The organism is Arthrobacter sp. P1_D4 (assembly GCF_056406115.1).
This window is the reverse complement of record NZ_JBFUAU010000011.1, coordinates 152,974-178,258: the sequence shown is the minus strand read 5'-3', so window position 1 is coordinate 178,258 and position 25,285 is coordinate 152,974. Positions and strand designations below refer to the sequence as shown.

Genomic DNA, 25,285 nt, shown 5'->3' with positions numbered 1-25,285 from the left:
CGTGAGCGATCTGAAGGTGTCGGTTGTTGTTCCGGCGCGCAATGCCGCAGCCTGGCTGGGCGAGTGCCTGGAGTCGATCCGCAGCCAACACCCGTACGAGATGATCGTGGTCGATGGCTGCTCGACGGATGACACTGTCGAAATCGCCCGCGACTGCGGGGCGACTGTCATCTCCGACGAAGGACGTGGCCTGCCTGCCGCACGGATGCTCGGCGCCCGCAATGCCACCGGCGACGTTGTCGCCCTGATCGACGCCGACGTCGTCCTGCCGCCGAAGAGCCTGTCCCGGCTGCTCACCGAATTCGAGGCCGGCGGCTACGACGGCCTGCAATTCGGGCTGGCCAGCGAAGCCGACGGCCCCGGCTATTGGGGGGCTGCGCTGGCCTGGCACCACAACCACAGCCGGGTGCGCAAGTGGTTTGGCGTCAGCGCCACGCTGATGCGCCGTGACGTGCTGCTCGACGTCGGGTTCGACGACGACTTCCGCTCCGGGGAGGATGTGGAGCTGAGAATCCGGCTGGAGCAGGCCGGGTTCAAGCTCGGCGTCTCCGACTCCGTGGTGGTCAGGCACCGGTTCGACGACACGTTCGACTACGCCCGCGACCAATGGCTCCAGGACGGGGCCGGGATGGCCCGGACTGTCCGCAAGCACACGGGCCGCGCCGGCTGGCTCGTGATGCTGCCCCTGCTGGCCACCGTTCGGGGGGTCGGCATGTCCCTGTTCCGGGCACCCCGCTTCCTGCCGTACTGGATGGGCTTCCTGCTCTACAACTACCGCGCCATGGCCGGCGAGCTCCTGCGGCCGGCCCACAAACCGATCTCGGTCGGCGGGAACGCTGCCTGGCTGGCCGCCGCGAGGATTGCCCCCATGGTGACGGGCTTCCTGTTCTGGGCTCTCGCGGCCCTCGTGCTCCCGCCGGAGCAAATAGGTCTGGGGTCCGCGGTGGTCGCAGCCGCGCTCCTGACCGTGCAGCTGGGGATGCTCGGCGTCGGGCCTGCCACGCTGACGCTGCTGCCCGCGGAAACTGACGGCGGCCGGCGCCTCATCGCCACCGGCCTGCTTACCGTGGCGACGTGCTCGCTGCTGGGCGCGGGCCTGCTGGTTGCCGTCACCTCCTGGCTCGGCACAGGCGTGGGCGAGGCCTGGGCCGACCCCTTGGTCACGGTTCTTTTCCTGGCCACGGCGCTGCTCGCCGCCAGCGCCTACCAGCTCGACCACGTGGGCGTAGCCCAGGAACGGGCCGACCGCACGCTGGTCAGAAGCCTCGCACAGTCCCTCGTCCAGCTCCTCTTCCTGGCCGTCGCGCTGGCCGCCGGGCTCCGTGACCTGGCGGTGATTGTGGGCGCCGTTGCCGCCGGCGCCCTGGCCAGTGTCCTCGTAGGGCTGCGCCAGCTCGCCCGGGCCCACGTGTCCCCCGACTGGAAGCACGGCTTCCGGCCTCGGCCGGCCCTCAATCTCCTGAAGCCAGGGCTTCCCAACCACGCCCTCACGCTCGCCGACCGCGCGCCCGGCTACCTGCTCCCGCTCATCGTTGCAGCTACCCTGGGCCCGGCGTCGACTGCCGCCTGGTATGTGGTCTGGATGATGGCCTCGGCAGTGTTCTTCGTGCCGCAGTCCGCCGGGTTTACCCTGCAAACGGCCCTCGCGGGTTCACGGGCGCGGCCGGGCCTCCTCGCCTCCGCGTTACGGGCCAGCTTTATGCTGACTCTCGTGGCCGGGCTGATACTGCTGCTGGCCGGCCCCCTGCTTCTGGGCTTCCTCGGGCCGGATTACGCGTCCGCGTGGGTCCTCATTCCTGTACTCGTCCCGGCACTCCTCCTGAGTTGCGTGACCCAGGTCTACTACGGTCTGTGCCGGGCCCAAGGGCGGCTTTTCGAATCCACGATAGTCGCCACTCTGGCCGCCATCCTGGTCGTGGCACCCGCCGCGGCCGTGGCGCAACAATATGGCCTCACCGGGGTCTCAGTCCTTTGGGCCGTTGCCCAAGCGGCTGCTTGCCTGATGGCCACTTGGCGCCTGATCACCCTGACCCGGATGAAGCCCGCCTCCACCGCAGGCGAGATTCCTTCAGCGGCGCGCCACCAGCCGACCTGAATCGAGAAATGATGACACACGAAACGGCAACAAGCCTCCCGGTGGGCACCGCCCACCGGCATGAGGCGCATGCGCACGTCGGCGGTGCTAAGCCGCCCACCCACCGCAACCTCGGACTCACGCCGTCGTGGCACATCGGTGCCCTGGCCGCGGCAGCCGCGGCCGCGCTCGCCCTCGGCGTGTGGAGCATGAACCAGGTCAATCCCTTTCAGATCGGCGGGGCCGGGCTGATTGATGCCCTCCCCCCGGCCTATTTCGTTGCGCTCGCGCTCAGCCTCGCCGGATTTGTCGCCTCGCTGAGCCTCCGCCGTCTGGTTCCGGCGCTTCTGACCTGGCAGCTCCTGGTCACAGTGGTTCTCCTCGACGGTGCTGACCCCATCATTCATGGCCTGCCCCGCCTCGAGGCCAGCTACCGGCATCTGGGCATTGCCGACACCATTAGCCAATCGGGCCAGCTGGATCCGACCCTGGACGCCTACTTCAACTGGCCAGGATTCTTCAACGTGCTGGGAATGCTCTCCGGGGCGACGGGCGCCAAGGATCTTTTCGGGATCGCAACGTGGGCGCCGGTGGGCATCAACATCCTCCTGCTCGCACCGCTGCTGGCCCTGGCCCGGCGGTTGACGGCAAATCCGCGCCAGGCCTGGGCGGCTGTCTGGATCTTCTACGTGGCCAGCTGGATTGGGCAGGACTACCTGTCACCACAGGCCTATTCGTTCCTCCTCCTGCTCACACTGATTGCCTGCCTGCTCAGCGTCTTCGGCGGTTGGGCCTGGCCCACGGAGCGCACCCGCTTCTCCCGGTGGCTTGCCCGCAGTGTCGGCAAACTGGACAGCTCGGTCCCGCGGTATGGCGCCGCGGAACCGCACCGGGCGGACACGGCGATTCTCGTGGTGGTCTGCGCGCTGATCCTGCTTGCCATGACTGCTTCACACCAGCTCAGCCCCTTCGCCGCGATCCCCATCCTGGCCGCGCTCCTGCTGACCGGACGTCTCCGGCTGCGCTTCCTGCCGGTCCTGGCCGTGGTCCTGCCCGTCGGCTGGCTGCTCTTTGCGGCTTCCACATTCGTGGAGGGGCATTTCGGCCAGCTGCTCGGCTCGCTCGGTGACATCGGTGCGAACAGCCTCGGCGCGCTGAGCAACAGGGTCTCAGGCAGCGACGCCCACATGTTCGTGGTCTACACGCGCATGGCCGAGGTTGCGGTCGTCTGGGTGCTCGCCGTTGCCGGCGCCATAGTGGGCTACCGGCGGAAGGCACCGTGGCTGGCGGCCGCGGCCGCGGCGCTGGCGCCGCTGGTCCTGATTCCCCTCCAGCCCTATGGCGGTGAACTGCTTCTGCGCCTGTACCTCTTCAGCCTTCCGTTCGCCGTCTGCCTGGTTGTGCTGCCACTGATGTCAGACAGTGCCGCGGGGCTGAGCCTGCGCCGGGCCCTAGCGCTGCTGCTGATGGGCGCGGTACTCGCTACAGCCACTGTCGTCTCCCGTTACGGAAATGACGGCATGGAAAGCTTCAACGACGACGAAATCGCCTTAGTGAACCACCTCTATGCGACTGCGCCCACCGGTTCCGTCCTCATTGAGGCAGTTCGCAACACCCCGTGGAGATACCAGCACTACGCGGACTACGACTACCGGGCGCTCGTTGCTGCCGAGCCCATTCCCAACGCCGCGCCGCTCAGCTGTGACGCGGCCAACCAGATCGCCCACAAAGCGGGCGCGTACCTCATCGTTACCGAAAGCCAGCAGGAGGCAGCCGAACTTCGTGGTTCGACTCCCACCGGCGACCTTCAACGTTTTACCGCCACATGCGCCACGAGTCCGGGCTGGACAAAGGTTTTTGAAAACGCAGGCGGCGTGATTTTTCACATCGAAGGAGTTAGCAATGGCAACTGAACGCAGCTACGTGAGCTATGCGACGGCAGCCGTCGCCGTAGCAGCCATACCGCTCTCGTTTGTCGGCCCCGAGGGCCTGCGCCTGGCGGTGATTGGCCTGCTGATGCTGGCCGGGCCTGGAACGGCGCTGGTGTTGCTCCTCCGCTTCGACCCCCCGCGCTCAGCCCAGGCCACTGGCGCGCTTCCCCTCAGCATCGCCATCGCAATCGCCTTCAGCCTCGCGATGTCCACCCTCGTGGCGACGGCGATGATCTACGCACGTCTCTGGTCACCGCCGGCGGCCGTATGCCTCCTGTCGGCCCTGACCCTCGTATTCCTGGGCATTGAGCTCAAGCGGCCAAAGCGTGCCCTGGTGCGTGCGAAATGATCATCTTCCTGACGGGGCTGGCCACCATGACGGCCCTCGTGAGCTGCGATGTGCTTCGCGTGTTGCAGCCGGACAAGGCACTCCCGCGCGCCGTGGTGATCACCACGGCAGCCCTGCTGGCCATAGTCGGCGTCGCGGTGGTCATGCAATTGGTGCATTTGGCGCAGCTGGCATGACAGAAACCGTCCGCCCGGTGCCGCGGCGCCGGGCGGACACCAACAAGTCGAACCAATCACGGAAAGTATTTTCAATGAGAAAACTTAGAACACTCAGCATGGTTGGGACGCTCGGAATGCTCGTAGCCGGTTCCCTTGTCTTCGGTTCCGCCCAGGCTGCCACCGCCGCAACCTGCAGCCCGGCACCGACAAACTCCTATCCGGGCACCGTCGTGCTCGCCACCAGTTTTGAAGCGGGCGGCTTTTGCGGCCTCGTCCCCAAGGTGTCCGGCACCGGCACCGCAACGATGTCCACTTCGCGGCCCCACACCGGGACACATGCGGTTAAGCTGCACGTGACCACGGACTCCGGCTCGCTCGCAAACCTCTCCTCCCCTTCGTTTTCCTCGGGGACCAAGACCTCGTACGCAGACGGCTGGTTCAATATCACTGTTGCCGGCGTTTCCGGCAATGACGTCCCGTACTTCCGTTTCTTCTCCGGTTCCACCCGTGTCGCGGACATCTACCGCTACAACAGCAACGGGCAGTTGTGGCTCCGGGTCACGTCACCGAGTGGCAGCTTTGTCTACACGAAGCTGATCTCCAGCAGCATCTCTCTGAGCGCCTGGCACCATGTGTCCATGCGGGTGACCGCCAACGGCAATTCGTCAACGATCCAGGTATGGTTCGACGGCGTGCAGCGCTACAGCAGCTCGAGCGTCCAAATGCTCGGAAGCAGCCTGAGCAAAGTTCAGCTCGGGGCCGAGCACAACCGGCAAAAGGGCGACGAATACATCGATGACGTGATCATCAAACGCTCCTAGCCCCCCTCAGATGGTCCGCGGGCGGCCCAGCCTCATTCAGGCGCCTTGGCCGCCCGCACGAAATCCCCGATCTTGGCCAAGTCCTTGATGCCGCGCGCCGATTCGACGCCGGAGGACACATCGACACCCCACGCCCCGGCCTCCGCCGCTGCCCGGGCCACGTTGGCGGGATCGAGACCGCCGGCGAGCAGCCACTTGCGTCCGGTCAGGGCCTTCGCCCGGACCGATCCGTAGTCCCAGGCCTCGCCTGAGCCTGGCACGGCGGCGTCGATCAGGAGCAGCTCCTCGCCCCAGTCGCTGAAGTCCTCAGGCGCGGCGGCCATGGTGACGGCCCTGATCAGTTTCATCCCGGCGTCGTGCACTGTCCGGACGTCGGCGGGTGAGCGGTCCCCGTGGAGCTGGACCCAGACCAGGCCCGCCTCACGGGCGACGGCGACGGCGTCGGCGGCCGGTTCGTGCCGGAACACCCCCACCGCGGGCACCCCGTCCGGGACGTGGGCGAGGAGGTTCCTGACCTGTTCCGGCGTGACCTCCCGGGGGCTGTGGGTCAGGACGAAGCCGACGGCGTCCGCGCCGGCGCCTGCCGCGACGCGGACCGCATCCGGGGTGCTCAGGCCGCACACTTTGACAAACATTCGGGCTCCTTCTGGGCGCTTCCTGCCTCCGACGTTAGCAAGGCCGGGCCCTAGCCGCCGACTTTGCGTCGACACGGGCGTGCGCAGTCCCCGCCGGCGTGCCGGCGGCGTGCCGGCGGCGTCGGCGCGAGCGCCGTCCCCGGAAACGGGCCGATAGGCTGAGGCCATGGAGATCATCCGCTATGCCGAGCTCAAAGCCCACCCCTGGCGCAACGGCGGCGGGGTGACGCGCGAAGTGGCGCGCCATCCACGGACCCCGTCCATGCAGACCGGCCCGCAGACCGCTCCGCAAGATACAGGGCAGGACAACGCCTGGGACTGGCGCGTCAGCATTGCCGAAGTCTCCAAAGCGGGCCCCTTCTCCGCCTACGCCGGAATGGACCGTGTACTGACGGTGGTTGACGGCGACTTGCTGCTGCTGAGCGTGGACGGGGCCGAGCATCCGCTGGAGAAGTACCGGCCGTTCCGGTTCTCCGGCGACGCGGACTCGGCGGGGGCGCTGCCCACCGGCGACATCCGGGATCTGAACGTCATCACCCGCAACGGCGCCTTCAAGGGCTACACCTCCATCATCGAGCTGTCCAAGAAGCGCGCCCATCCGGTGTTCGCGGGCCAACTCGGCATCCTCCTGCAGGGGCAGGGGACGGCCAGCCCCGGGACTGCCGGCAGCCTTCCCACCGGGCCGGCCGCCGTCGCCGCCCCCGAGCCGGAGCGCGTCGAGCTGAACCGTTACGACGCCGTCGTCGGCGCCGATACCGCGACGCCGGAAATCCTGGGCCGCGGATTCCTGGCTGTCATCTCGATCGACCCTGCGGAACCCGGCACCGTATAGCCCTGTCCGCCTACACCCGGGCGCCGCTGACACGCACCGAGTCCCCGGACAACCGCTGCGCGAGCCAGATCGGGACGATCGAGACCACGATCAGCACGACCGCCACGACATTGACCACGGGCGCCTGGTTCGGACGGAAGAGGTTCTGCAGGATCCAGATCGGCAGCGTGGTCTCGCCGGCCCCGATCGTGAACGTGGTAACGATGATCTCGTCGAAGCTCAGCGCGAAGGCCAGCAGGCCGCCGGCCAGAAGCGCGGAGCGGAGCTGGGGGAAAGTCACCAGGCCGAACGTGGTGAAAACACCGGCGCCGAGGTCGGCAGAGGCTTCCTCGAGGCCGGCGCTGGTGCGGCGGAGCCGTGCAATGGCGTTATTGAACACCGTCACCATGCAGAACGTGGCGTGGGCGATCACCACCGTCCACAGGCTCAGCGGGACGCCCAGGATCGTGGTGAACATGTTGTTCAGCGCGATGCCCGTGACAACCCCTGGCAACGCGATGGGCAGGATGACCAGGAGGTTGATGACGTCGCGGCCGAAGAACTCGTAGCGCTGCAATGAGATCGCCAGCAGCGTCCCCAGCACCAGCGAAATGATGGTCGATACGACCGCCACCCACAGGGAGGACACGACGGCGTCCCTGACGCCGGGCGAGTCAAAGGCCTTGCCCCACCATTCCAGTGTGAAGCCCTTGGGCGGCCAGCCGAAAGTCCGGTCCGCGTTAAACGAGTTCACCACCACCAGCAGCAGCGGTGTGTAGATGAACAAAAACACCAGCGCCGTGATAATGCCCAGGACCACCTTGGCGCTACGGGAAAGTCTCATGATGCTCCTCGCACTACAGGCTGTTCAGGGCGCCGGTGCGGCGGACGACGAAAAGGTAGAACATGATGATGGCGATCGGCACCAGCGATACCGCGGCGGCGAACGGCAGGTTGTTGGCCGCTCCGACGTTGGCGTAAATCACGGTGCCCAGCATCTGGGTGGTCCCGCCGACGATCTGCGCAGTGATGTAGTCGCCCAGGGACAGGGAGAACGTGAAGATCGTGCCCGCGATGATGGAGGGGACCAGCAGCGGAAGCATGACCAGGCGCATGGTGGTGAGCGGCTTCGCGCCCAGGTCCCCGGAGGCCTCCAGCAGGGAGTCGGGCACCCGGTCAAAGCCCGCGTAGATCGGCAGGATCATGTACGGCAGCCAGATGTAGGACAGGGTTAGGATGACGGCGGTTTCGCCGTAACCCGGCGAGGACAGTCCGATCGGGGCCCCCAGCCACTCCAGCAGCCCACCCTCGGACAGAACATTCCGCCAGGCGTAGGCCTTGACCAGGTAGCTTGCCCACAGCGGCATCAGCACGGCCACCACGAGCAGTTTCTCCCAGCGGGCGGGAGCGACCTTGGCGATGAAGAACGCGATGGGCAGTGCCAGGATCATGTCAATCACGGTGACCGCCACGGCGATCCACAATGTCCGCAGGGTGATCCGCTGATACACCGGATCGGTCAGGACCGTGACGATGTTTTCCGTGGTCCAGACCGTGGACACCTCCCCGGTGAAGGTGTCCACGGTCCAGAACGCGGTGATAAGCAGTGCCGCCAAAGCGGCGATGTACACCAGCACCAGCCAGCCCGCCGGGGCGGTGAGCAGGGCCGCCAGCCTCAGCCGGGGCGAGCGGTGCAGCAACGCCGAGAAGGCGTTGGTTTTCGCCCGCGGCACGGCCCCGGCATCGCCGGGCGCCCCGGGCGGCAGCTGTTGCGTATGAAGTGCCATCTCGCCTTAATCTCTGCCGGCCCCCGGGGCCGGCTCGTTGTTGCGGGTTTGGTGCGGCAGAGCCGGAATCAGCCCTTGATTTCCGTCCAGGCCTTGGTCCATTCCGAATAGTCGGTGCACTTGACGTCCTTGCGGCCATCGAGGCACTCGGCCACCGGTGTGGTCCAGAACCAGATCTTGTCGGCGTAGGCCGCATCACCTGAGTGGTACGTCTGGCAGTGGTTGGGATCCTTGGTCAGCTCGCAGGCTTTCGCGTTGGCCGGCGATTCGCCAAAGTACTCCGCCACCTGGGCGTTCGCCTTGGGGCTGGCGATGTAGTCGAGCCACTTGTAGGCGCAGTTCGGGTTCTTGGTCTTGGAGCCGATCATCCAAGTGTCCGACCAGCCGGTGGCGCCCTCGTCCGGGACGAGGGTTGCGACCTTGGCGCCGTCTGCCGTCGCGATGTTGGCCCCCACCTGCCAGGTGGTGCCGACCACGGTGCTCCCGGACGTAAAGGCCTGGACCTCCTTGACGACGTCGCTCCAGTACTCGCCGATGTGCGTGCGCTGCTGCTTGAGCAGGTCAACGGCCGCGGTCAGCTGGTCCTTGTCGAGGGCATAGGGGTTCTTGATGCCGAGGTCCGGCTTATGGGCCATGAGGTACATGGCGGCATCGGCGATGTAGATGGGCGAGTCGTAGGCCGTGACCTTGCCGGTGTTCTTGGCGGCGTCGTCAAACACCGCGCTCCAGGAGGCGGGCGCCGGGGTGACCTTGTCCGTGGAGTACATCAGCAGGTTGGCGCCCCAGCCGTGGGGCATTCCGTAGTTGACGCCGTTGACGGTGTTCCAGGCTTTGTCCTTCAGGAACGGGTAGATGTCCGGGTAGTTCTTCAGCAGGCTCATGTTGACCGGTTGCACGTCCTGGCCGGCGATCAGGCGCAGCGATGCATCCCCGGAGGCCGAGATAACGTCGTACTGCCCCGTGCGCATGAGCGTCACGGCCTCGTCCGAGGTGCCGAACGGCTTGAAGCTGACCTTGCACTGGGTTTCCTGTTCGAACGGATGCACCCAGTCGACGGCCGGGTCGTTGCTGCCATCCTCGACGTAGCCGGGCCATCCGAGGATGGACACCTGGCCTTCACCGGTGCCGATCTCGGTCTTGACCGGCTGCGCCGACTGTGCAGAACCCGATCCACCGCTGGTTCCGCAGGCCGACAGCGCGAGGGCTGCGGCTGCAACCACCCCGACTACGAGGGAGGCCTTAGTTCCTGGTGCCATGATCCGTACCTTTCGCTGTGGAGAAAAACTCTGGACTGGAACGCTGCGCCGCGGCACGGACGGCAACCCCGCCCGGCATGGCCCGGCGTCAGGTAGTGCCGGGGACCGGAAGCCAAACGACGGCGTCGTCGTCCCAGCTGACTGTGACGGGCCCGTTCACCAGATCGGTGTCGCTGCCGGGCAGCTTTTCCGGAACGAGCGCGACGACGGCAGGTCCGCCGTCGAGCTGCACCCGCACCTGGGTGGCGTGCCCGACGTATACGAACGACGTCACTGTCCCGGGCCGGGAGGTGGTGCCGGAACGGTGCTCCGGTTCGCCGGTCCAGGCGACGCGCAGCCGCTCGGGACGGATGCACAGCGGCTCCGGCCGGCCATAGATGGCCTGGGCCTGGCCGGCGTCGAAAATGTTGGAGGTGCCGACGAAGTTGGCCACGAAGGTGCCGCCCGGGCGCTCGTAAATTTCGTGCGCGGTGCCGATCTGTTCGATGCCGCCGTTGTTGAACACACCGATCCTGTCGCTCATGGTCAGGGCCTCCTCCTGGTCGTGGGTGACGAAGATGAAGGTGATACCCAGCGAGCGCTGCAATTCCTTGAGTTCGACCTGCATCTGCTGCCGGAGCTTGAGGTCCAGGGCACCGAGCGGCTCGTCCAGGAGGAGGACCTTGGGCTCGACCACCAGCGCCCGGGCCAGGGCAACGCGCTGCCGCTGGCCGCCGGAGAGCTGGGCGGGTTTGCGGCCGAGGAACTTCCCGAGCTGGACGCGGTCCAAGGCTTCCCTGGCCCGCTCCCGCCGCCGGTTCCCGTGCATGCCGCGCACCCGCAGCCCATAGGCGACGTTGTCCACCAGGGACATGTGCGGGAACAGCGCGTAGTCCTGAAATACGGTGTTGACGTCCCGCTGGAAGGGCGCCATGGCCGTGACGTCCTTGCCCTCGAGTTCGATAGTTCCGGACGTCGGCAGCTCGAAGCCGGCGATCAGGCGCAGGACCGTCGTCTTGCCGGAGCCTGACGGGCCAAGCATGGAGAAGAATTCCCCGTGGCGGATGTCCAGGTCCACGCCATTTACCGCGACGGTGTCCCCGAAGACCTTGGTGAGCTTACGCAGACGGATCGCCGGAACCTCTTCGTTTCCGGTCGAGGTGCCGGCGGCCAGTGTTTCGGTCATGGGGTGCGCCTTACTCCGTTGCCGGATCGTCCACAGGAACCACGCAGCCGAATGTGCTCCAGTCCACACTGGGCTGCTGGGCCAAATGCTATTACTCCATAGGTTTTGTGTATAGACCCTCCGGCAAAGCCCGGATTAGGATGTCATCAGCCCGGGCGGCGCGCGGCGACACCGCGGAAGCCGCACGGATGCACGGCCGGGGCAGGGCGGATACCGCCGGAGGGAAGGGAGGCCCGAATGGTGTTGTCGCCCACGGGCGCCTCCCGGAGCCTGGCGGCGGTGTTCACGCCGATCAAATCACGCGGGCTTGTCGATGAAGTGTGCGGCCGGATCGAACAGGCCGTGGAGACCGGGCTGCTCACCAGCGGCCAGCGGCTGCCGAACGAAACCGAGCTGGCCGCGGCCCTCGGAGTGTCCGCGGTAACGGCACGGGAGGCACTCTCCCAGCTGCGTGCCTCAGGAATCATCCGGACCGCGCGCGGCCGCAGCGGCGGAAGCTTCATCGCCGACGACGTGCTGCCCTCCCGGGAACGGGCCCTGGCGCAACTGCATGAGCTGAGCCGGCTGCAGATCAGGGACCTCGCGCTGCATTACCAGGCGATCGCCGCGGCCTGCGCGGGCGTGGCGGCCCGCCGCTCCGACGCCGCCGACATCGCCACGCTGCGCTCGTTCATCCCCGCAGCGGACGATGACCCGCTGAGCTGGCGTCTGGCCCTCTCGGAGTTCCTGCTGGAAGTCGCGGCCATCGCCCGCTCGGCCCGGCTTGCCCGGGAGCTCATCCGGCTGCAGGCAGATCTCGGCACCCTCACCCTGCTGCCCTGCGCCGACACCGGCTACCGCGGACGCACCGCCGTGATCCTCGGTGACGTGGCAGCCGCCATCGAGACCCACGATCCCGGGGCCGCCGAAACGGGGGTCAAGGCCCTCATCTCCGCCACCACCGACTGGCTGCTGACCGAACAGGCCAAAAGCTATTGACCGCACCCGCATCCCGGAGCCACGATCGTGGCCAACTTTTGACCGCAAATGTCCGGCACCTTCGAGCTAAGGCAGCACCGATGTCCGAAACCACCTCCACCGCAGGCCCCACCACAGCGTCCATGGCAGCGCCGGCCGAACCCGGCGATGTTGGGAAGGCGGCCCAGCTGGCCGCAGCCGAACTCGACGCCACCATCGCCGGCATCGAGCACCGCCTGACGGAATGGGCCGCTGACACCGGGGCCGCCCTGGCCGCCATGTCCGGCAAAGTCACCGGCACGGCCGTGGACAAGCTCATCCGTCCGGTGGTCGAGGAACTGGTGCAGCTGCCCGGCGGCTACGCGGCCGGAGCGGGGTTCATCGCCAACGCCGGGCTGCTCGGGCCCGAGCGCAGCTATATCGCCTGGTGGCAGGGCCCGGATCTGGAGCACGTCGACGCGCTGGCCAACTTCAGTCCCAACTCCATCAGCCGCTACGTCAAGGCCGAATGGTTCCGGATCCCCGTGGAAACAGGACGGGCCCACGTCACCGGGCCCTACGTGGATTTCCTCTGCACCGACGAGTACGTCCTGACCTTCACGCACCCGGTGTTTACCCGCCCGGACGGCCCGGTCGCGGGAATCGTGGGCATCGACGTGACAGTTCAGCGCCTGGAACGCGGAGCCATGGCGGCGCTGCGGCGGATCGGCGGCCGGGCCACACTGGCCAATGCCGACGGCCGGGCCATAGTGTCGGCGGCGTCCGATATCGACGCCGGCGACCTGACCGCGCCGAACGAGCCGTGCGCGCAGTACCCCGTGGGGCGCACGTTCACTCTCTGCAGCGACGCCGTCGGGCTCTGATGCCGATTTGCTAAACTTGGAGGCCAAGGCCCTCTTCCAGGCCTCCGGACGACGGTTCAGTACCCGGCACGCGACAAGACTGGCCACAGGAGCTGTCATGTCGTGGCTAATACTCATTCTTTCCGGGGCGCTGGAGGCCGTTTGGGCCGCCGCCCTGCACCGGACCGCCCAGGCCAGGGGCCGCCGCCGGCTTGTCCCGGCCCTCGTCTTCCTCGTTTCCGTCCTCGCCAGCACCGGCGGGCTCGCCGTCGCCATGCAGTCCATCCCAACCGGAACGGCCTACGCCGTGTGGGTGGGGGTCGGCGTCGTCCTGACGTCCGGCTACGCGATAGCCGCCAAAGTTGAGCGTCCGACCGCGGCACGGATCCTGCTTCTTGGCGGGATTGCCGCGAGCGTCGCCGGTCTGAAGCTGGTGGCGTGACCATGGTGAAACCAGCTGCAATGTCATGGATGATCCTGCTCGCTTCCGCTGTGCTGGAGGCAGTCTGGGCCACGGCACTGGGCCTGTCCGACGGGTTCTCCCGCCCGTTGCCGACCCTTGTGTTCGCCGTGACGGCCACCCTCAGCATGGTGGGGCTCGGCTTGGCCGTGAAGCGTATTCCGCTCGGCACCGCCTACGCCATCTGGGTGGGGATCGGCGCCGCACTGACGGTCGGCTGGGCGATGGCCACCGGCGTCGAACCGGCCAGTCCGCTCAAGCTGCTGTTCATCGCCGGGATCGTCGGCTGCGCGGCGGGCCTGAAGCTCCTGCCGGCAAAGGAACCGGCACAAAGCGCTGTCCGGCCGGACTCCCCCGCGGAAATTCCCCACGTTTAGGGCAGTACGACGGCGTGTCCCCTGCGGCGCGCCGTCGTGCCGGCCGCGCAACAGTCAAAGGTGGGGAGAATCGTCTGCCCGGCCGATAACAGGGGCCGGAATAGCCGCGCGCATCCTGGGGTTCTTGGCAGGGACGGAAGTCCTACGGAACTATTCAGTGCGCGAATGGAGACCAAGATGACGGCAGCAACAGTCCGGCTCGGCGACGGCCTTATGGTCAGCCCCCTGGGGTTCGGCGGCATGGCCCTGACCCCCGTCTACGGCGACGTGGACCCGGCCGAGGCCCTGCGGACCCTGCATCACGCGGTGGACGCCGGCGTCAGCTTCATCGACACGGCGGACATTTACGGCGGCGGCAGCAACGAGGAGCTGATCGCGCGGCTGCTCAAGGAACGCCGCGGCGAAGTCCAGCTGGCCACCAAGTTCGGCCTCGTGGGCACACCGTCGGCCGGCTACACGGACATCCGCGGCGACGCCGCCTACGTGCGGCAGGCCGTGGACCGCAGCCTGCAACGGCTGGGCACCGACACCATTGACCTGTACTACCTGCACCGCCTTGACCTCCGCGTTCCGATAGTGGAAACCGTGGAGGCCATGGCGGAGCTGGTACAGGCCGGCAAGGTGCGGCATCTGGGCCTGTCAGAGGTGACGGCCGAGGAGCTGCGCGACGCCAGCCGCGTCCATCCGATCGCCGCGGTCCAGAGCGAATGGTCCATCTGGAGCCGCGACGTGGAACGCAACGTGGTGCCCGCCGCCGCCGAACTCGGGGTGGGATTTGTGCCGTATTCGCCGCTGGGCCGGGGATTCCTCACCGGCACCGTGGACGCCTCGACGCTGGGCAGCAACGACTTCCGCCGCAACATCCCGCGGTTCGCCGCGGATGCTGCCAGCGCCAACCAGGGCGTGGTGGCGGCCGTGCAGGCAGTCGCTGCGGAACTGAGCGTTGCCGGGCAGGCTGCAACTCCTGCCCAGGTGGCGCTGGCCTGGCTGCTCGCGCGGGGCCGCCAGCTGGGACTGCCCGTGGTCCCCATCCCCGGCACCCGCAAGGCGGACCGGATCGACGAAAACCTGGGCGCCCTGGCCCTCGACTTCACCTCAGCGCAACTGAGGACGCTCGAGTCCGCCGCGGACGCCGTCGTCGGTTCCCGCGCCGCGGACCCCAACTGGGTGTCCCAAGGCCGTGAATAGCGGGTCCGTAGACTGAAGCCCATGGACTCGCTCATTCACTCTTTACGTGACATCACCATCCGCCGGATTTCGGTCGGCGAGATGGACAACAATGTTTACCTGCTCACGGCCAAGGCCTCCGGCGCGCAGCTCCTGATCGATGCGGCCGATGATCTGGCCGCCATCCAGGGGCTGCTCGCGGACGCCGCCGCGGATACTTCCGCGACGCCGAAGCTGGCGCTGGTTGCCACCACCCACCAGCACTGGGACCATGTCCGGGCGCTGCCGGGCCTGGTGGAAGCCACCGGTGTGAAAACGGCGGCCGGGACAGAGGATGCCCCGGAGCTGCCGGTGCCGGTGGATGTACTGCTGGATCACGGGGACGTCGGCAACTTCGACGGCTTCGACGTGACGGCTGTACATCTGCGCGGCCACACACCGGGTTCGATCGCCCTCGTGTACCAGGACCCCGAGGGCCCGGCCCACATCTTTTCCGGCGACTCGCTGTTCCCCGGCGGGGTAGGCAACACACAGAAGGATCCGGCGCGCTTTGCCCAGCTGATCACCGATGTGAGCGAGCGGCTGTTCGATGTATATCCGGATGACACCGTGGTGCACCCGGGACACGGCCAGCCCACCACCCTCGGCGCGGAACGGCCGCACCTGGAAGAGTGGCGCGCCCGCGGCTGGTAGGGCCTGAAACCTCATCGAGTGCTCCAGAACTGCCGTTATGAACCCTTTAAACGGCAGTTACGGAGCACTCGATGGTGGTTAGCTGGGGCCACGACCGCCGGGTTCCCTGACCGAGCTTGCGAGGTTAGGGAGCGGTTGGGGATTAGCGGCTGCGGCGTTCGTTCGAGGCCGGAGCCGACGCGCGGCGGGGGCCGGAGCCGCGGGCCGGCCGTCCTTCACCGGAACGGCCATTGCCGCCGCCGGCGTAGGATCCGCCCGAGGTGCCACCGGTGTTGGAGGACCAGACAGCAGCGCTGCCACCGGATTTGCTGCCAGCGGACTTGGCGCCGGCAGCTGCACGCTGGCCGGTTGCCGGGCGTCCGCTGCGCTGGCCGCCGGTCGAAGCGCCGATGCGGGGTGCGCCACCGGAGCGGGGAGCGCCACCTGTGCGGGGTGCTCCGCTGCGGGGAGCCGAAGCGCCCCGGGCGTCGCTGCGTCCCTCGGCGGCGCGTCCGTCCGAACCACGGCCGGCCGCGGCACGACCGCCGGCTGCCGGAACATCGTTGTGGTGCGCGTAGGCGGTGGTGCGGCCGCGGCCACGCGCATTCCGGCGCTCGGCGCGCTCGGCCTCCGCGCGGTCCTCGTTCTTCTCCGCAACGCGCTCAGCAGCGTTGCGGGCAGCAGCCTGGCCTTCATAGGCTACAGCGCGGCGCTCGGCGCGCGGCAGATCGGTGCGGGGAGCCTCGGCTCCGACGCGTCCGCGTCCGCCACGGCCACCACGGCCACCCGCAGTGGGTGCAGCCTGCGTGGTGCGGCGGGCGCGCTTGCGCTCGGCGTTGGCACCGGTGGAGCTACCGCCGCCGTGCTGTGCGGCCTTGGCGGCCAGCAGCGCGGCGCGGGTGCGCGGATCGATCTTGTCGGCCATTTCGCCGACCAGTTCAGCAACCAGCGGGGAGTTGGCGGTGACGCGCTCGAAGTTGACCTCGACGCCGGCAGCCTTCATCAGCTTCTTGACGTCGGACTGCTGCTCGGGCAGGGTCAGCGTGACCACGGTTCCGTCGGAACCGGCGCGGGCCGTACGGCCTGAGCGGTGCAGGTACGCCTTGTGCTCCGTGGGCGGATCCACGTGGATGACCAGTTCGACGTCGTCGACGTGGACGCCGCGGGCCGCGACGTCGGTGGCCACCAGGACGCGGACATCGCCGGAGGAGAACTCGGCCAGGTTGCGGTCACGGGCGTTCTGCGAGAGGTTGCCGTGCAGATCGACGGCGGGGATGCCGGCGTCGGTCAGGGTCTTGGCCAGCTTGCGGGCGTGGTGCTTGGTGCGCATGAAGAGTACGCGGCGGCCGGCGCCGGAGGCGAGCTCGACGATCAGCTGCTTCTTGACGGTCTGGTCGTTGACCACCAGCACGTGGTGTTCCATGGTGGTCACCGCGGCCTGCGGGTCGTCCACGGAGTGGGTCAGCGGGTTGGACAGGTAGCGCTGGACGATCTTGTCCACGCCGTTGTCCAGGGTGGCGGAGAACAGCAGGCGCTGGCCCTGGGTGGGGGTCATGTCCATGAGCTTCTTGACCACCGGGAGGAAGCCAAGGTCGGCCATGTGGTCGGCCTCGTCCAGGACGGTGATCTCGACTGCTTCGAGGGTCAGGATGCGCTGGCGGATCAGGTCCTCCAGGCGGCCCGGGCAGGCGATGACGATGTCGACGCCGGCGCGCAGGGCCTTTTCCTGGCGGGCCTGGGAGATGCCGCCGTAGATCACGGTGGTGGTCAGGCCCATGGCCTTGGCCATCGGCTCGATGGTCGCGTTGATCTGCGTGGCCAGCTCGCGGGTGGGCGCCAGGACCAGGCCCATCGGGCGGCCGGGCTTGCGGAAGTGCTTGGCTTCGCGCTCTGCGAGTCGTGCCACCAGCGGGATGGCGAATGCGATGGTCTTGCCGGAGCCGGTGCGGCCGCGGCCCAGGACGTCGCGTCCGGACAGGGTGTCGGGAAGGGTCTTGACCTGGATCGGGAAGGGCTCCACGATCCCCTGTGCGGTCAGGGTGTCGGCAAGTGCTTTGGGCGTGCCGAGGGCAGCAAATGTAGTCATGTGTTTCAAAGTCTTTCAGGCGGTATCCGTGCGGATATCGGCCCCCGATGCCGGTTGGCTCAAGGGTTCGCCGAAGAAAAGTCAGGTGATCAACCGGGCTGCTGCCAAACTTCAGCAAGCGGCCGCCGGGACCAAATGGAACGCGTTCATCGACGCAGGATGTGCCTCTCACATGAAAAAATCCCACTGCCTGCGTGCGGATTCCCGAAGGAATCCGGCAGGGATCCGGCTGATGGACCGAAGCCGGTCAACCAAATCAAAAGTGGGCATCACTGCACATCAAGTTTTAGTAGTCTACCACCCAGGATGCCCGGGCCCCGTATCCGTGACGGCCGGCCCGGCCCCTAGCCCGCCATGCTGGGGGCTTGGAACAGCGGCATGTGGGACGACTGGGCCGGTGCATGAGCGGATGTGTTGACGGCCGCCCGTGACGGCGTTTTGGCCGGTCCCGGGCCAGCCGGCCGCAGGATCACGAGCGCCTCGGCGTCGATGAGGCGGCGGGTCCCCGTCCGGGCATCCAGGATCCAGAACAGGTCCACGCCTGTGACGGTCTGGGTCACCGGGCCCCGGTGGAAGAGCTTCCCGTTGTGCCACGCCTCGATCTCGTCCCCCACGTTCAACTCGGCCGAGCTGCGGATCTGCCGTGCTTCGTCAACGTCCATGGTCATTGCCCTTCCCCAGCGTTCAATGTCTTGTGCCCAGCATTCATGACGCAAGTTTCAGAATGGTTTCCGGAGCGTGATTTCCACGTGTCCGTCCGCCTGCGCGGCGCCCGGACGGAAGCCCGGACGGTCTATTGACCGCCGTTACGTCCGGGAGGACCATGGTGGGCGGGAAGGGCCGCGCGACGGGCGGGCCGTGAGGGGAGTCGCACGCAATGCCGCGAATAGTCTCCGCTGGCCTGTTTCGGGTCATCCAGCTGGCGTTGTTTCCCTTGAGTGCGGCCGGCTACATCACATCCGTCCCCGGGATGCTTGCCTACAGCCGGCGCACCGGCACGTCGGCCACGCTGCTCGCATCCCTCTACACGCGCTGGATGCAGCACCGTCTGGGGACACGGCCGGACGTCCCCGCGGCCCGGCTCATGGCCGTTCTGCCGAACGTGTCCGCGACTGGCATCCAGATGGAGACCGCCCCCACGCTCGCCGCCCACCTGATCACGGGCTACGTGCCCAGGCTCTACCGCTATCCGTACCCGGGGCGGGCACCGATGCGCCACCAGCCGACAGCACGGACCAGCCTCTATGACGCGGCCGTTCAAAGGCATCGCGGCGGCATCGACCAGCTCGTAATCCTCGGAGCGGGATTCGACACCCGGGCGTTCCGGCTGGCGCCCGGGGACCGGGTGCGCTGCTTTGAACTCGATCTGCCCCGGACCCAGGCTTTCAAACTCGCGATGCTCGAAAAGGCGGGCCTCTCCACGCGCCTGGCCACGTACGTACCCGCCGATTTCGAGACCGAGGACTGGATGGAGAAGCTGCTCGCTGCCGGTTTCGACCCGAACCGGCCCGCACTGTTCCTCTGGGAAGCGGTGACCATGTACCTGGACCGCGCCTCCGTCGAGGCGACGCTGCGCAGGATCGCCGGCACCGCCCCGGGCAGCATCGTGGCCTTCGACTACTTTTCGAGGGAAACGATCACCTCGGGATCGCCCTACATGCGGTATGCGCGGGCTACCGCGAGATTCGTCGGCGAGCCCCTGACCTTTGGGATCGACAACACTCCCCCGGCCAGGAAAAGCGCCGCGGACTTTGTTGGGGGCTTCGGACTGGTGCTTGAGGAGCACAGGAATTTCGGCAAGGAGACCCGACGGCGGTCCGCGCCGGGAGGGTTCGTCACCGCCGTCGTGCCTGAAAACAAACAGCGAAACCCGGCGAACCGCCGTGATGAGGGGAACCATGACAAAACGCAGCCACAGCCACGAGCATGACGCCGACGAGCATGACACAGCCGAACATGCGGCCGTCGAGGATGCGGCGCCCGGTTCCGCAGCCCGGATGTGGGATGAAAAGTACAGCAGCCGGTCCAGGATGTGGAGCGGGGAGCCGAATCCGCAACTCGTTGCCGAGGTGGCGGACCTTCCTGCCGGCGAGGCTCTGGACCTGGGGTGCGGCGAGGGCGCGGACGCGATGTGGCTTGCTGCCCGCGGTTGGAGCGTGACGGGCCTGGACGTTTCCGCCGTCGCCCTGGAGCGTGCGGCCGCCCACGCCCGGGAACGGGGCCAGGACGCCGCCATCGAGTGGGTGCAGCAGGATCTTGCCACCTGGGTCCCGGACCGGTTGTTCGACCTCGTCACGGCCCAGTTCCTGCATTCCACCCAGATGCCGTGGCAGCAGGCTTTGCAGCTCGCCGCGGCCGCGGTGCGGACCGGCGGGACGCTGCTGATCGTCGGCCATCACCCCGACGGGGCCCCCGCCCCGCGGGCCCCCCCGGCGAGGCAGTGTCCCTCACGGATGCCGTGCTGCGGGCCACGCGCCTGGCCGCCCAGTAGACGGCCCAACGGCCTGTCGGGCAATCGGTCGAGGGAGCATCCCCTGGATCACGGACGCCGTCGCTGACCCACCCCCGAAATCGATACACTGCCGGGCCATCCACTTCGGGTTCTGTTCCGAATCCCCAATGTGGCTGGAACTGACCGCGCCCGTGGCCGCCCTGTGGACCTACAGCAACACCGCATGACCTAGCAATCAGGGGAAGGGAACATCATGGGAATCGACGGCAAGGCCAAACTCACGGTCATCCACCACATCGGTGCAGCCACAGAAGGTACCGGCACGGTGACTGGCAATGAGGACCTCAAGCGCGATGGCCAACATGAGCAGGCCCGGCCCAAGCTGTCGGAGGCCCGCGACCGCGTCAAGGACGCCGCCGACATCGGAGCCATCAGGGCCGCTGAAGGTTAAGGACGGCTTCGCCAAGGAGTAGCGGGCGCAACTGGACTGCCCAACTGGGCTGCGCCGCAGCTGAGCTCTGCAAGGAACGGCCCCGCCCAAGGCGGGGCCATTCTGTTGTGCAGGGCCGGCCCGMGCCGGCCAACGCTGCGGAAAGCTAACGGCGGCCCTCCGCGGCCGCTGCCGCGAAAAAATGTGACAAAAGACAGCGGACGACAACTGAAGCTAAGATGGTCGACAGTTGTCGAGCCTGCCTGCGGGCGGGCGATCCACGGAAAAGCGGTGCCAGCGCCCGCACCGGGCGACTGTGCCGACGTCGCGTCCTCCCCCAGAGTCCGCGAAGATTGCCGGTTCCCGCGCCTTCCGGGAGCCTCGTCCCGCCGGGAGCGCGGCGGCACCCCACCGACCAGCCGGACCACATACGCGGACCGCTCCGACAACAGGGACCACGAAATACCGGCCCTAACCTTGATCTACCCGCCAAAACTGTTACCTCCGTCACACTCTGACGGATCCGTGCGGCCCGCACTGTGGAACCCCCGCCGGCGACCGCCTGTGACAAGGAAGAAGCCTCATGTCTGAACGCACCACCACGGCCGCTCCGGCCACTGCAGAATCTGACATTGCCCAAACTGGAACTGCCGCCTCCGCCAGCGGTGACTCCGGGAACCGCGGGCCGCACCTCGCCCGGGCCCTCGGCAACCGCCACATCCAGCTGCTCGCCATCGGCGGCGCCATTGGCACCGGCCTGTTCATGGGGTCCGGGAAAACCATCTCGCTCGCCGGGCCCTCCGTCATCTTCGTCTACATGATCATCGGCTTCATGCTGTTCTTCGTGATGCGTGCCATGGGCGAGATCCTGCTCTCCAACCTGAACTACAAGTCCTTCAGCGACTTCGCCGGTGACCTGCTGGGGCCGTGGGCCGGCTTCTTCACCGGATGGTCCTACTGGTTCTTCTGGGTGGTCACCGGGGTGGCGGACATCGTCGCCATTTCCGGCTACGTGGACAAGCTCGCTCCCGGCACGCCCCTGTGGATCCCTGCGCTGCTCACGCCCGTGGTCTTGATCCTCCTGAACCTCCCCACCGTGAAGGCATTCGGTGAAGCGGAGTTCTGGTTTGCCATCATCAAGGTGGTCGCCATCGTGGCCCTGATCGTCACCGGCGCGGTCATGATCGCCACCCACTTCACGTCCCCGAACGGCGCGGAAGCCAACCTCGCCAACATGTGGAACGACGGCGGCATGTTCCCGCACGGCATGTTCGGCTTCGTCCTCGGCTTCCAGATCGCCATCTTCGCTTTCGCCGGAATCGAACTGGTGGGCACCGCCGCCGCCGAAACCAAGGACCCGGAAAAGAACCTGCCGCGCGCCATCAACTCCATCCCGGTCCGCGTCCTCCTCTTCTACGTGGGCGCCCTGGTGGTCATCATGGCCGTCAATCCGTGGCGCACCATCGACCCCGCCAGCAGCCCGTTCATCGGCATGTTCACCCTCGCCGGGCTGGGGATCGCCGCGGTGGTCATTAACCTTGTGGTCCTGACCTCCGCCGCCTCCAGCGCCAATTCCGGAATCTACTCAACCTCCCGGATGGTCTACGGCCTCGCCCAGGACGGGAACGCGCCCAAAGCGTTCGGAAAGCTCAGCGTCCGCAAAGTACCGCAGAACGCGCTGCTGTTCTCCTGCATCTTCCTGCTGGCCGGCCTGGTCCTGCTCTACTCCGGCGACTCCGTGATCGGCGCGTTCACGGTGGTCACTTCCGTGGCGTCCGTGCTGACCATGTTTGTGTGGTCCATGATCCTGGTCAGCTACATCGTCTTCCGCCGCCGCCGGCCGGCCCTGCACGAGGCGTCGTCCTTCAAGATGCCCGGCTCCGCCTTCATGCCGTACGTCGTGCTCGCCTTCTTCGTGTTCATGCTGGTGGCCCTGGGGCAGGCCGACGACACCCGGCTGGCACTCTTCGTGGCGCCCGTGTGGTTCCTGTTGCTGGGCGCGGCCTGGCACTTCAACCGCAAGTCCCCGCTGCAGCAGGCCCGGATTGTGGAATGGAAGGCCGTCCGCTCGCAGGAGGGAGCCCGCGCGTCTGCCTGATCCCCGCGCGGAAACAACGGAGCGCTGAAACAAAGGAGCGGATCATCCGGCCGGGGCTCCTGTGCAGTGCTTGTTATGGTGCAGCGCTTTTTATGGTGCAGGGCGCATCAAGGTGCTGTGCCCGTTCTAGTGGTTGCCGCTACGAGCGTTTGGTGACGGCGGCCGGGACGACGGCGACGCGCGGCGCGACGGCCACGGCGGCGATCCCGATCACCGCCGTCAGCGCGAACACCCCGGCAAACGACGCCGACGGCGCCGCCGTCGCGAACGCTGCGAACACGATCCCAGTGCCGGCGAGGGCCAGGGCACCGCCGAGGGAATCCGAAATGGACATCGCCGAACTGTTGAAACCCTCGGTGTCCTTGGTGGAGAGCGCCAGGGTCATGACGCTCAGCCGCGGATACATCAGGCCCATGCCGCCCCCCGCGAAGATCCATCCCGCGATCGCGACCGCGGCCGGCCAGGCCAGTACCGTGGTCACGAAGGCCAGGACGACGGCGCCAAGGACCATGGCCGATCCGATCCGCACCGCCCTCCGGTGCTCCAGCCGGGTCCCCAGCCTGCCCTGGATGGCCGATGCCGCCGCCCAGGCGATGGCGCCGCCGGTGAGCGTGAGGCCAGCAAATGTCGGGGCGAAGGCGTAGCGTTCCACGAGCAGGTACGGCAGGTAGACCTCGGCGCCGAAAAACGCCGCGGATGCCAGGCCGCGGGTAAGGATCACGCTCGGCAGACCGCGCCGGGCGGTCAGCGTTCCGCGCGGCATGAGGGGACGGACGGCCAGGAGCGCGACGGCGACGGCGGCCGCCGCCAGCACCCCGCCGGCGACCGGTACCGCTGCGGACAGGTTCAGGCCCAGCACGGCGAGCGCCGCCAGCGCCGCCAGCGCCAACTTGACAAGGCCTCCCGGCGGACGGCCGCGGGACCCTGGCTCAGCGGCCGGGGAATCTCCGTCGGCGCCGCCCGTGCTGCCGTTCAGGCCGCGCAGAGCCGGGGCCGTCAGGAGCAGGGCCGGCACCACGAGCCCGACCACGCCGAGAAAGACCCACTGCCAGCCGGCCAGTTGGGCCACGGCGCCGGCCGCGAACGGTCCCACGAGGGACGGGATGACCCAGGCCGCGGAGAAGGCGGCGAAAATTTTCGGATGCAGGACCGGCGGGTAGACCCGGGCAATCACCACGTACAGGGCCACGGTAAGCCCGCCCCCGCCGAGTCCCTGCACCAGCCGTCCGGACACGAGGACCGGCATGGTTCCGGCGGTCCCAGCGATGAGCAGGCCGAGCACGAACATGCCCACTGCGGCCAGGAGCGGCGCCACCGGCCCCTTGCGGTCCGACCAGCTGCCCGCGGCCACCATCCCGATCACCCCGGTGGCGAGCGGCCCGGCGAAGGCCAAGGCGTAGAGTCCCGCCCCATCCAGTTCCCGGCTGACGAGCGGCATGATGGTGGTCACCGCCAGCGACTCGAAGGCCGCCAGGAACACCAGTGCGCAGGCGCCGAGGGTCACCAACAGGTAGCTGCGGTGGAAGATGCCGGCCGATTCCGGGACGGCTTTCGGACGGGACTCCTGGTGAGGGGGCGGGTCGGTCTGGGGCACGTGCCACAGCTTACAACCGGACCCCCGCAGCCCGCCCTCCTGTGGGCTTATCAGCTGGCCGTTCGGCTTATCAGCTGCCGGTCCGCCGCCGTCAGTCCGCCTCGTCGAACCCCTGGGCAGGAACCACGACGGCGCCACTGGCCCTGGAGTCCGGGTTCAGCATCCAGCCCACACGCTTGACGGTGCTCAGCATGACGACGCTTTCCACGAGCTCGATCCCGGGCACTTTTTGCTGCAGCGCCACCTCGATGTTCATGACGTCCGCCAGGGACTGCAGCCACATGATGATCACGAAATTCGTTGGCCCCGTGGTGGAGGCGCTGAGCCGGACGTTCCGCATGGTCCTCAGCTCCGCGGCGGCTGCCTCGTGCCGCCCGGCCGGGACGTTGACGAACCATTGGCAGGTCACGGGGAAAGCGGAGAGTTTCTGGGCCACCTCGCACCGGAATGACAGGATGCCGCTGGCGAGCACACGGTTGAGCTGGCGCTGGACGGTGGCCGGGTGCCTGCCCAGGCCGCGGGCGATGTCTGCCGCCGTGGCCCGCCCGTCCCTGGCCAGGAACGGCAGGAGCGCCAGGTGGCTTTCCGGCAGCGCTTCCCGGGCGGCAGCCTGGGCAACCCCGGTGGCCTCGGGGCCGGCCAACGCCCGCACGGCGGCCTGCTGCGCGCGGCTCAACACGTTCAGCCGCCAGGAGCCGCCGCTCGCGTGCAGCCTGGTGCACAGGGCGGTCTGATATTTGAGGAGGCCGTCAATCTCCTTCAGCCGCGAGATGACTTTCAGGCTGAAATCGTCCAGGGAGGGCGTAATGACGGTCAGCATGAGGTCCCGGTGGCTGGCTGCCTCCTCCACCGTGACGATTTCCGGCATCTCGGCGAGCCTGGCGGTGACTTCCTCGCGCCGGTGCATTTCGCAGTCCACAGCGACGAATGCCAGGCACATTTGCTGGGGGTCACCGATCAGGTGAGCGGTGATCCAGGACACGCCAGAGTCCAACAGCCGCTCCCACCGGGCGGCCAGGGTGGTGGCGTGCACGCCCAGCACCTGCGCCGCATCCGCCCAGCTCAGCCGCGGGGCAATCTGCAGGACGTTGATCAGCGCGAGATCGTCCTCGCTGAGTTCCATCATTCTTCCCTTCATCCATGCACGAAACCTGCGGCAACAG

General features: G+C 67.6%; 25 protein-coding genes and 1 riboswitch. Of the genes, 16 read left to right on the top strand and 9 right to left on the bottom strand.

Annotation, left to right across the window (positions count from 1 at the left end; translation table 11 throughout):
- Position 1: 1 nt before the first annotated feature.
- The 5 genes from AC1D0A_RS12715 to AC1D0A_RS12695 all read left to right on the top strand — a co-directional run bounded on the left by AC1D0A_RS12715 (position 2) and on the right by AC1D0A_RS12695 (position 5,333).
- Complete coding sequence (locus AC1D0A_RS12715; RefSeq protein ID WP_476945962.1) at positions 2-2,095, top strand: glycosyltransferase; 2,094 nt, start codon at positions 2-4, stop codon at positions 2,093-2,095.
- Positions 2,096-2,103: 8 nt separating this feature from the next.
- Positions 2,104-3,987 carry a hypothetical protein gene (locus AC1D0A_RS12710; RefSeq protein ID WP_243180633.1) on the top strand — a complete coding sequence of 628 codons (1,884 nt, stop codon included), beginning with the start codon at positions 2,104-2,106 and terminating at the stop codon, positions 3,985-3,987.
- Positions 3,977-4,354, top strand: coding sequence for a hypothetical protein (locus tag AC1D0A_RS12705; RefSeq protein WP_243180632.1), 378 nt, complete (start codon positions 3,977-3,979; stop codon positions 4,352-4,354). Before AC1D0A_RS12710 ends, AC1D0A_RS12705 begins: the two co-directional genes overlap by 11 nt.
- A complete protein-coding gene (locus AC1D0A_RS12700) occupies positions 4,351-4,530 on the top strand; it encodes a hypothetical protein (protein ID WP_026538140.1) in 180 nt (59 codons plus the stop codon). Before AC1D0A_RS12705 ends, AC1D0A_RS12700 begins: the two co-directional genes overlap by 4 nt.
- A 98-nt stretch (positions 4,531-4,628) precedes the next feature.
- Positions 4,629-5,333: a hypothetical protein gene (locus AC1D0A_RS12695; protein ID WP_243180631.1), complete on the top strand. Its 705-nt coding sequence runs from the start codon at positions 4,629-4,631 to the stop codon at positions 5,331-5,333.
- Between the two features lie 32 nt (positions 5,334-5,365).
- On the opposite strand, the gene AC1D0A_RS12690 is transcribed toward AC1D0A_RS12695, so the two are convergent.
- On the bottom strand, positions 5,366-5,968 hold the full coding sequence (locus tag AC1D0A_RS12690) for a phosphoribosylanthranilate isomerase (RefSeq protein ID WP_243180630.1): 603 nt from the start codon (positions 5,966-5,968) through the stop codon (positions 5,366-5,368).
- Between the two features lie 166 nt (positions 5,969-6,134).
- Here AC1D0A_RS12690 and AC1D0A_RS12685 point away from each other — a divergent pair, with 166 nt between their 5' ends.
- Positions 6,135-6,800 (top strand): HutD/Ves family protein, encoded by a 666-nt coding sequence (locus AC1D0A_RS12685; RefSeq protein WP_243180629.1) that lies wholly within the window; start codon positions 6,135-6,137, stop codon positions 6,798-6,800.
- A 10-nt stretch (positions 6,801-6,810) separates the two neighbouring features.
- Here AC1D0A_RS12685 and AC1D0A_RS12680 read toward each other — a convergent pair whose 3' ends face one another.
- The 4 genes from AC1D0A_RS12680 to AC1D0A_RS12665 form a co-directional block, all read right to left on the bottom strand.
- A complete protein-coding gene (locus tag AC1D0A_RS12680; protein WP_476945961.1) occupies positions 6,811-7,623 on the bottom strand; it encodes an ABC transporter permease in 813 nt (270 codons plus the stop codon).
- A gap of 13 nt (positions 7,624-7,636) precedes the next feature.
- A complete protein-coding gene (locus AC1D0A_RS12675) occupies positions 7,637-8,566 on the bottom strand; it encodes an ABC transporter permease (RefSeq protein ID WP_459385745.1) in 930 nt (309 codons plus the stop codon).
- Between the two features lie 68 nt (positions 8,567-8,634).
- Positions 8,635-9,822 carry an ABC transporter substrate-binding protein gene (locus tag AC1D0A_RS12670; RefSeq protein WP_043434485.1) on the bottom strand — a complete coding sequence of 396 codons (1,188 nt, stop codon included), beginning with the start codon at positions 9,820-9,822 and terminating at the stop codon, positions 8,635-8,637.
- A gap of 88 nt (positions 9,823-9,910) precedes the next feature.
- The gene (locus AC1D0A_RS12665; protein ID WP_476945960.1) at positions 9,911-10,987 is read right to left on the bottom strand and encodes an ABC transporter ATP-binding protein; all 1,077 of its coding nucleotides are present in this window, start codon (positions 10,985-10,987) and stop codon (positions 9,911-9,913) included.
- Between the two features lie 237 nt (positions 10,988-11,224).
- Between AC1D0A_RS12665 and AC1D0A_RS12660 the strand changes: the two genes are divergently transcribed.
- The 6 genes from AC1D0A_RS12660 to AC1D0A_RS12635 all read left to right on the top strand — a co-directional run bounded on the left by AC1D0A_RS12660 (position 11,225) and on the right by AC1D0A_RS12635 (position 15,483).
- Positions 11,225-11,965 carry a FadR/GntR family transcriptional regulator gene (locus AC1D0A_RS12660; RefSeq protein ID WP_243180625.1) on the top strand — a complete coding sequence of 247 codons (741 nt, stop codon included), beginning with the start codon at positions 11,225-11,227 and terminating at the stop codon, positions 11,963-11,965.
- Between the two features lie 80 nt (positions 11,966-12,045).
- Positions 12,046-12,807, top strand: coding sequence for a cache domain-containing protein (locus AC1D0A_RS12655; RefSeq protein ID WP_243180624.1), 762 nt, complete (start codon positions 12,046-12,048; stop codon positions 12,805-12,807).
- A 23-nt stretch (positions 12,808-12,830) separates the two neighbouring features.
- Positions 12,831-12,895: riboswitch (guanidine-III (ykkC-III) riboswitch) on the top strand.
- A gap of 9 nt (positions 12,896-12,904) precedes the next feature.
- A complete protein-coding gene (locus AC1D0A_RS12650; protein WP_028275448.1) occupies positions 12,905-13,228 on the top strand; it encodes a DMT family transporter in 324 nt (107 codons plus the stop codon).
- Positions 13,229-13,248: 20 nt separating this feature from the next.
- Positions 13,249-13,623, top strand: coding sequence for a DMT family transporter (locus AC1D0A_RS12645; protein WP_476945959.1), 375 nt, complete (start codon positions 13,249-13,251; stop codon positions 13,621-13,623).
- 177 nt (positions 13,624-13,800) lie between these two features.
- Positions 13,801-14,811 carry an aldo/keto reductase gene (locus AC1D0A_RS12640; RefSeq protein WP_476945958.1) on the top strand — a complete coding sequence of 337 codons (1,011 nt, stop codon included), beginning with the start codon at positions 13,801-13,803 and terminating at the stop codon, positions 14,809-14,811.
- Positions 14,812-14,832: 21 nt separating this feature from the next.
- The gene (locus tag AC1D0A_RS12635; RefSeq protein WP_018774115.1) at positions 14,833-15,483 is read left to right on the top strand and encodes an MBL fold metallo-hydrolase; all 651 of its coding nucleotides are present in this window, start codon (positions 14,833-14,835) and stop codon (positions 15,481-15,483) included.
- A 142-nt stretch (positions 15,484-15,625) separates the two neighbouring features.
- Here the strand turns inward: AC1D0A_RS12635 and AC1D0A_RS12630 are convergent, their stop codons facing one another.
- Positions 15,626-17,548: a DEAD/DEAH box helicase gene (locus AC1D0A_RS12630; protein ID WP_243180620.1), complete on the bottom strand. Its 1,923-nt coding sequence runs from the start codon at positions 17,546-17,548 to the stop codon at positions 15,626-15,628.
- Positions 17,549-17,892: 344 nt separating this feature from the next.
- A complete protein-coding gene (locus AC1D0A_RS12625; protein ID WP_243180619.1) occupies positions 17,893-18,210 on the bottom strand; it encodes a hypothetical protein in 318 nt (105 codons plus the stop codon).
- Positions 18,211-18,425: 215 nt separating this feature from the next.
- On the opposite strand from AC1D0A_RS12625, the gene AC1D0A_RS12620 reads away from it, so the two are divergent.
- The 4 genes from AC1D0A_RS12620 (at position 18,426) to cycA (ending at position 22,528) form a co-directional block, all read left to right on the top strand.
- Entirely contained in the window at positions 18,426-19,478 is a 1,053-nt protein-coding gene (locus AC1D0A_RS12620; protein WP_243180618.1) for a class I SAM-dependent methyltransferase, read from the top strand.
- Positions 19,447-20,106, top strand: coding sequence for a class I SAM-dependent methyltransferase (locus AC1D0A_RS12615; protein WP_476945957.1), 660 nt, complete (start codon positions 19,447-19,449; stop codon positions 20,104-20,106). The genes AC1D0A_RS12620 and AC1D0A_RS12615 overlap by 32 nt, the downstream gene beginning before the upstream one ends.
- Positions 20,107-20,253: 147 nt before the next feature.
- Complete coding sequence (locus tag AC1D0A_RS12610) at positions 20,254-20,451, top strand: CsbD family protein (RefSeq protein ID WP_243180616.1); 198 nt, start codon at positions 20,254-20,256, stop codon at positions 20,449-20,451.
- Positions 20,452-21,013: 562 nt separating this feature from the next.
- Positions 21,014-22,528, top strand: a complete 1,515-nt coding sequence (gene cycA / locus AC1D0A_RS12605) for a D-serine/D-alanine/glycine transporter (protein WP_476945956.1) — start codon at positions 21,014-21,016, stop codon at positions 22,526-22,528.
- A gap of 139 nt (positions 22,529-22,667) precedes the next feature.
- Here the strand turns inward: cycA and AC1D0A_RS12600 are convergent, their stop codons facing one another.
- The gene (locus AC1D0A_RS12600) at positions 22,668-24,122 is read right to left on the bottom strand and encodes an MFS transporter (RefSeq protein WP_243180614.1); all 1,455 of its coding nucleotides are present in this window, start codon (positions 24,120-24,122) and stop codon (positions 22,668-22,670) included.
- A gap of 91 nt (positions 24,123-24,213) precedes the next feature.
- The gene (locus AC1D0A_RS12595; protein ID WP_243180906.1) at positions 24,214-25,245 is read right to left on the bottom strand and encodes an Lrp/AsnC family transcriptional regulator; all 1,032 of its coding nucleotides are present in this window, start codon (positions 25,243-25,245) and stop codon (positions 24,214-24,216) included.
- Positions 25,246-25,285: the final 40 nt, after the last annotated feature.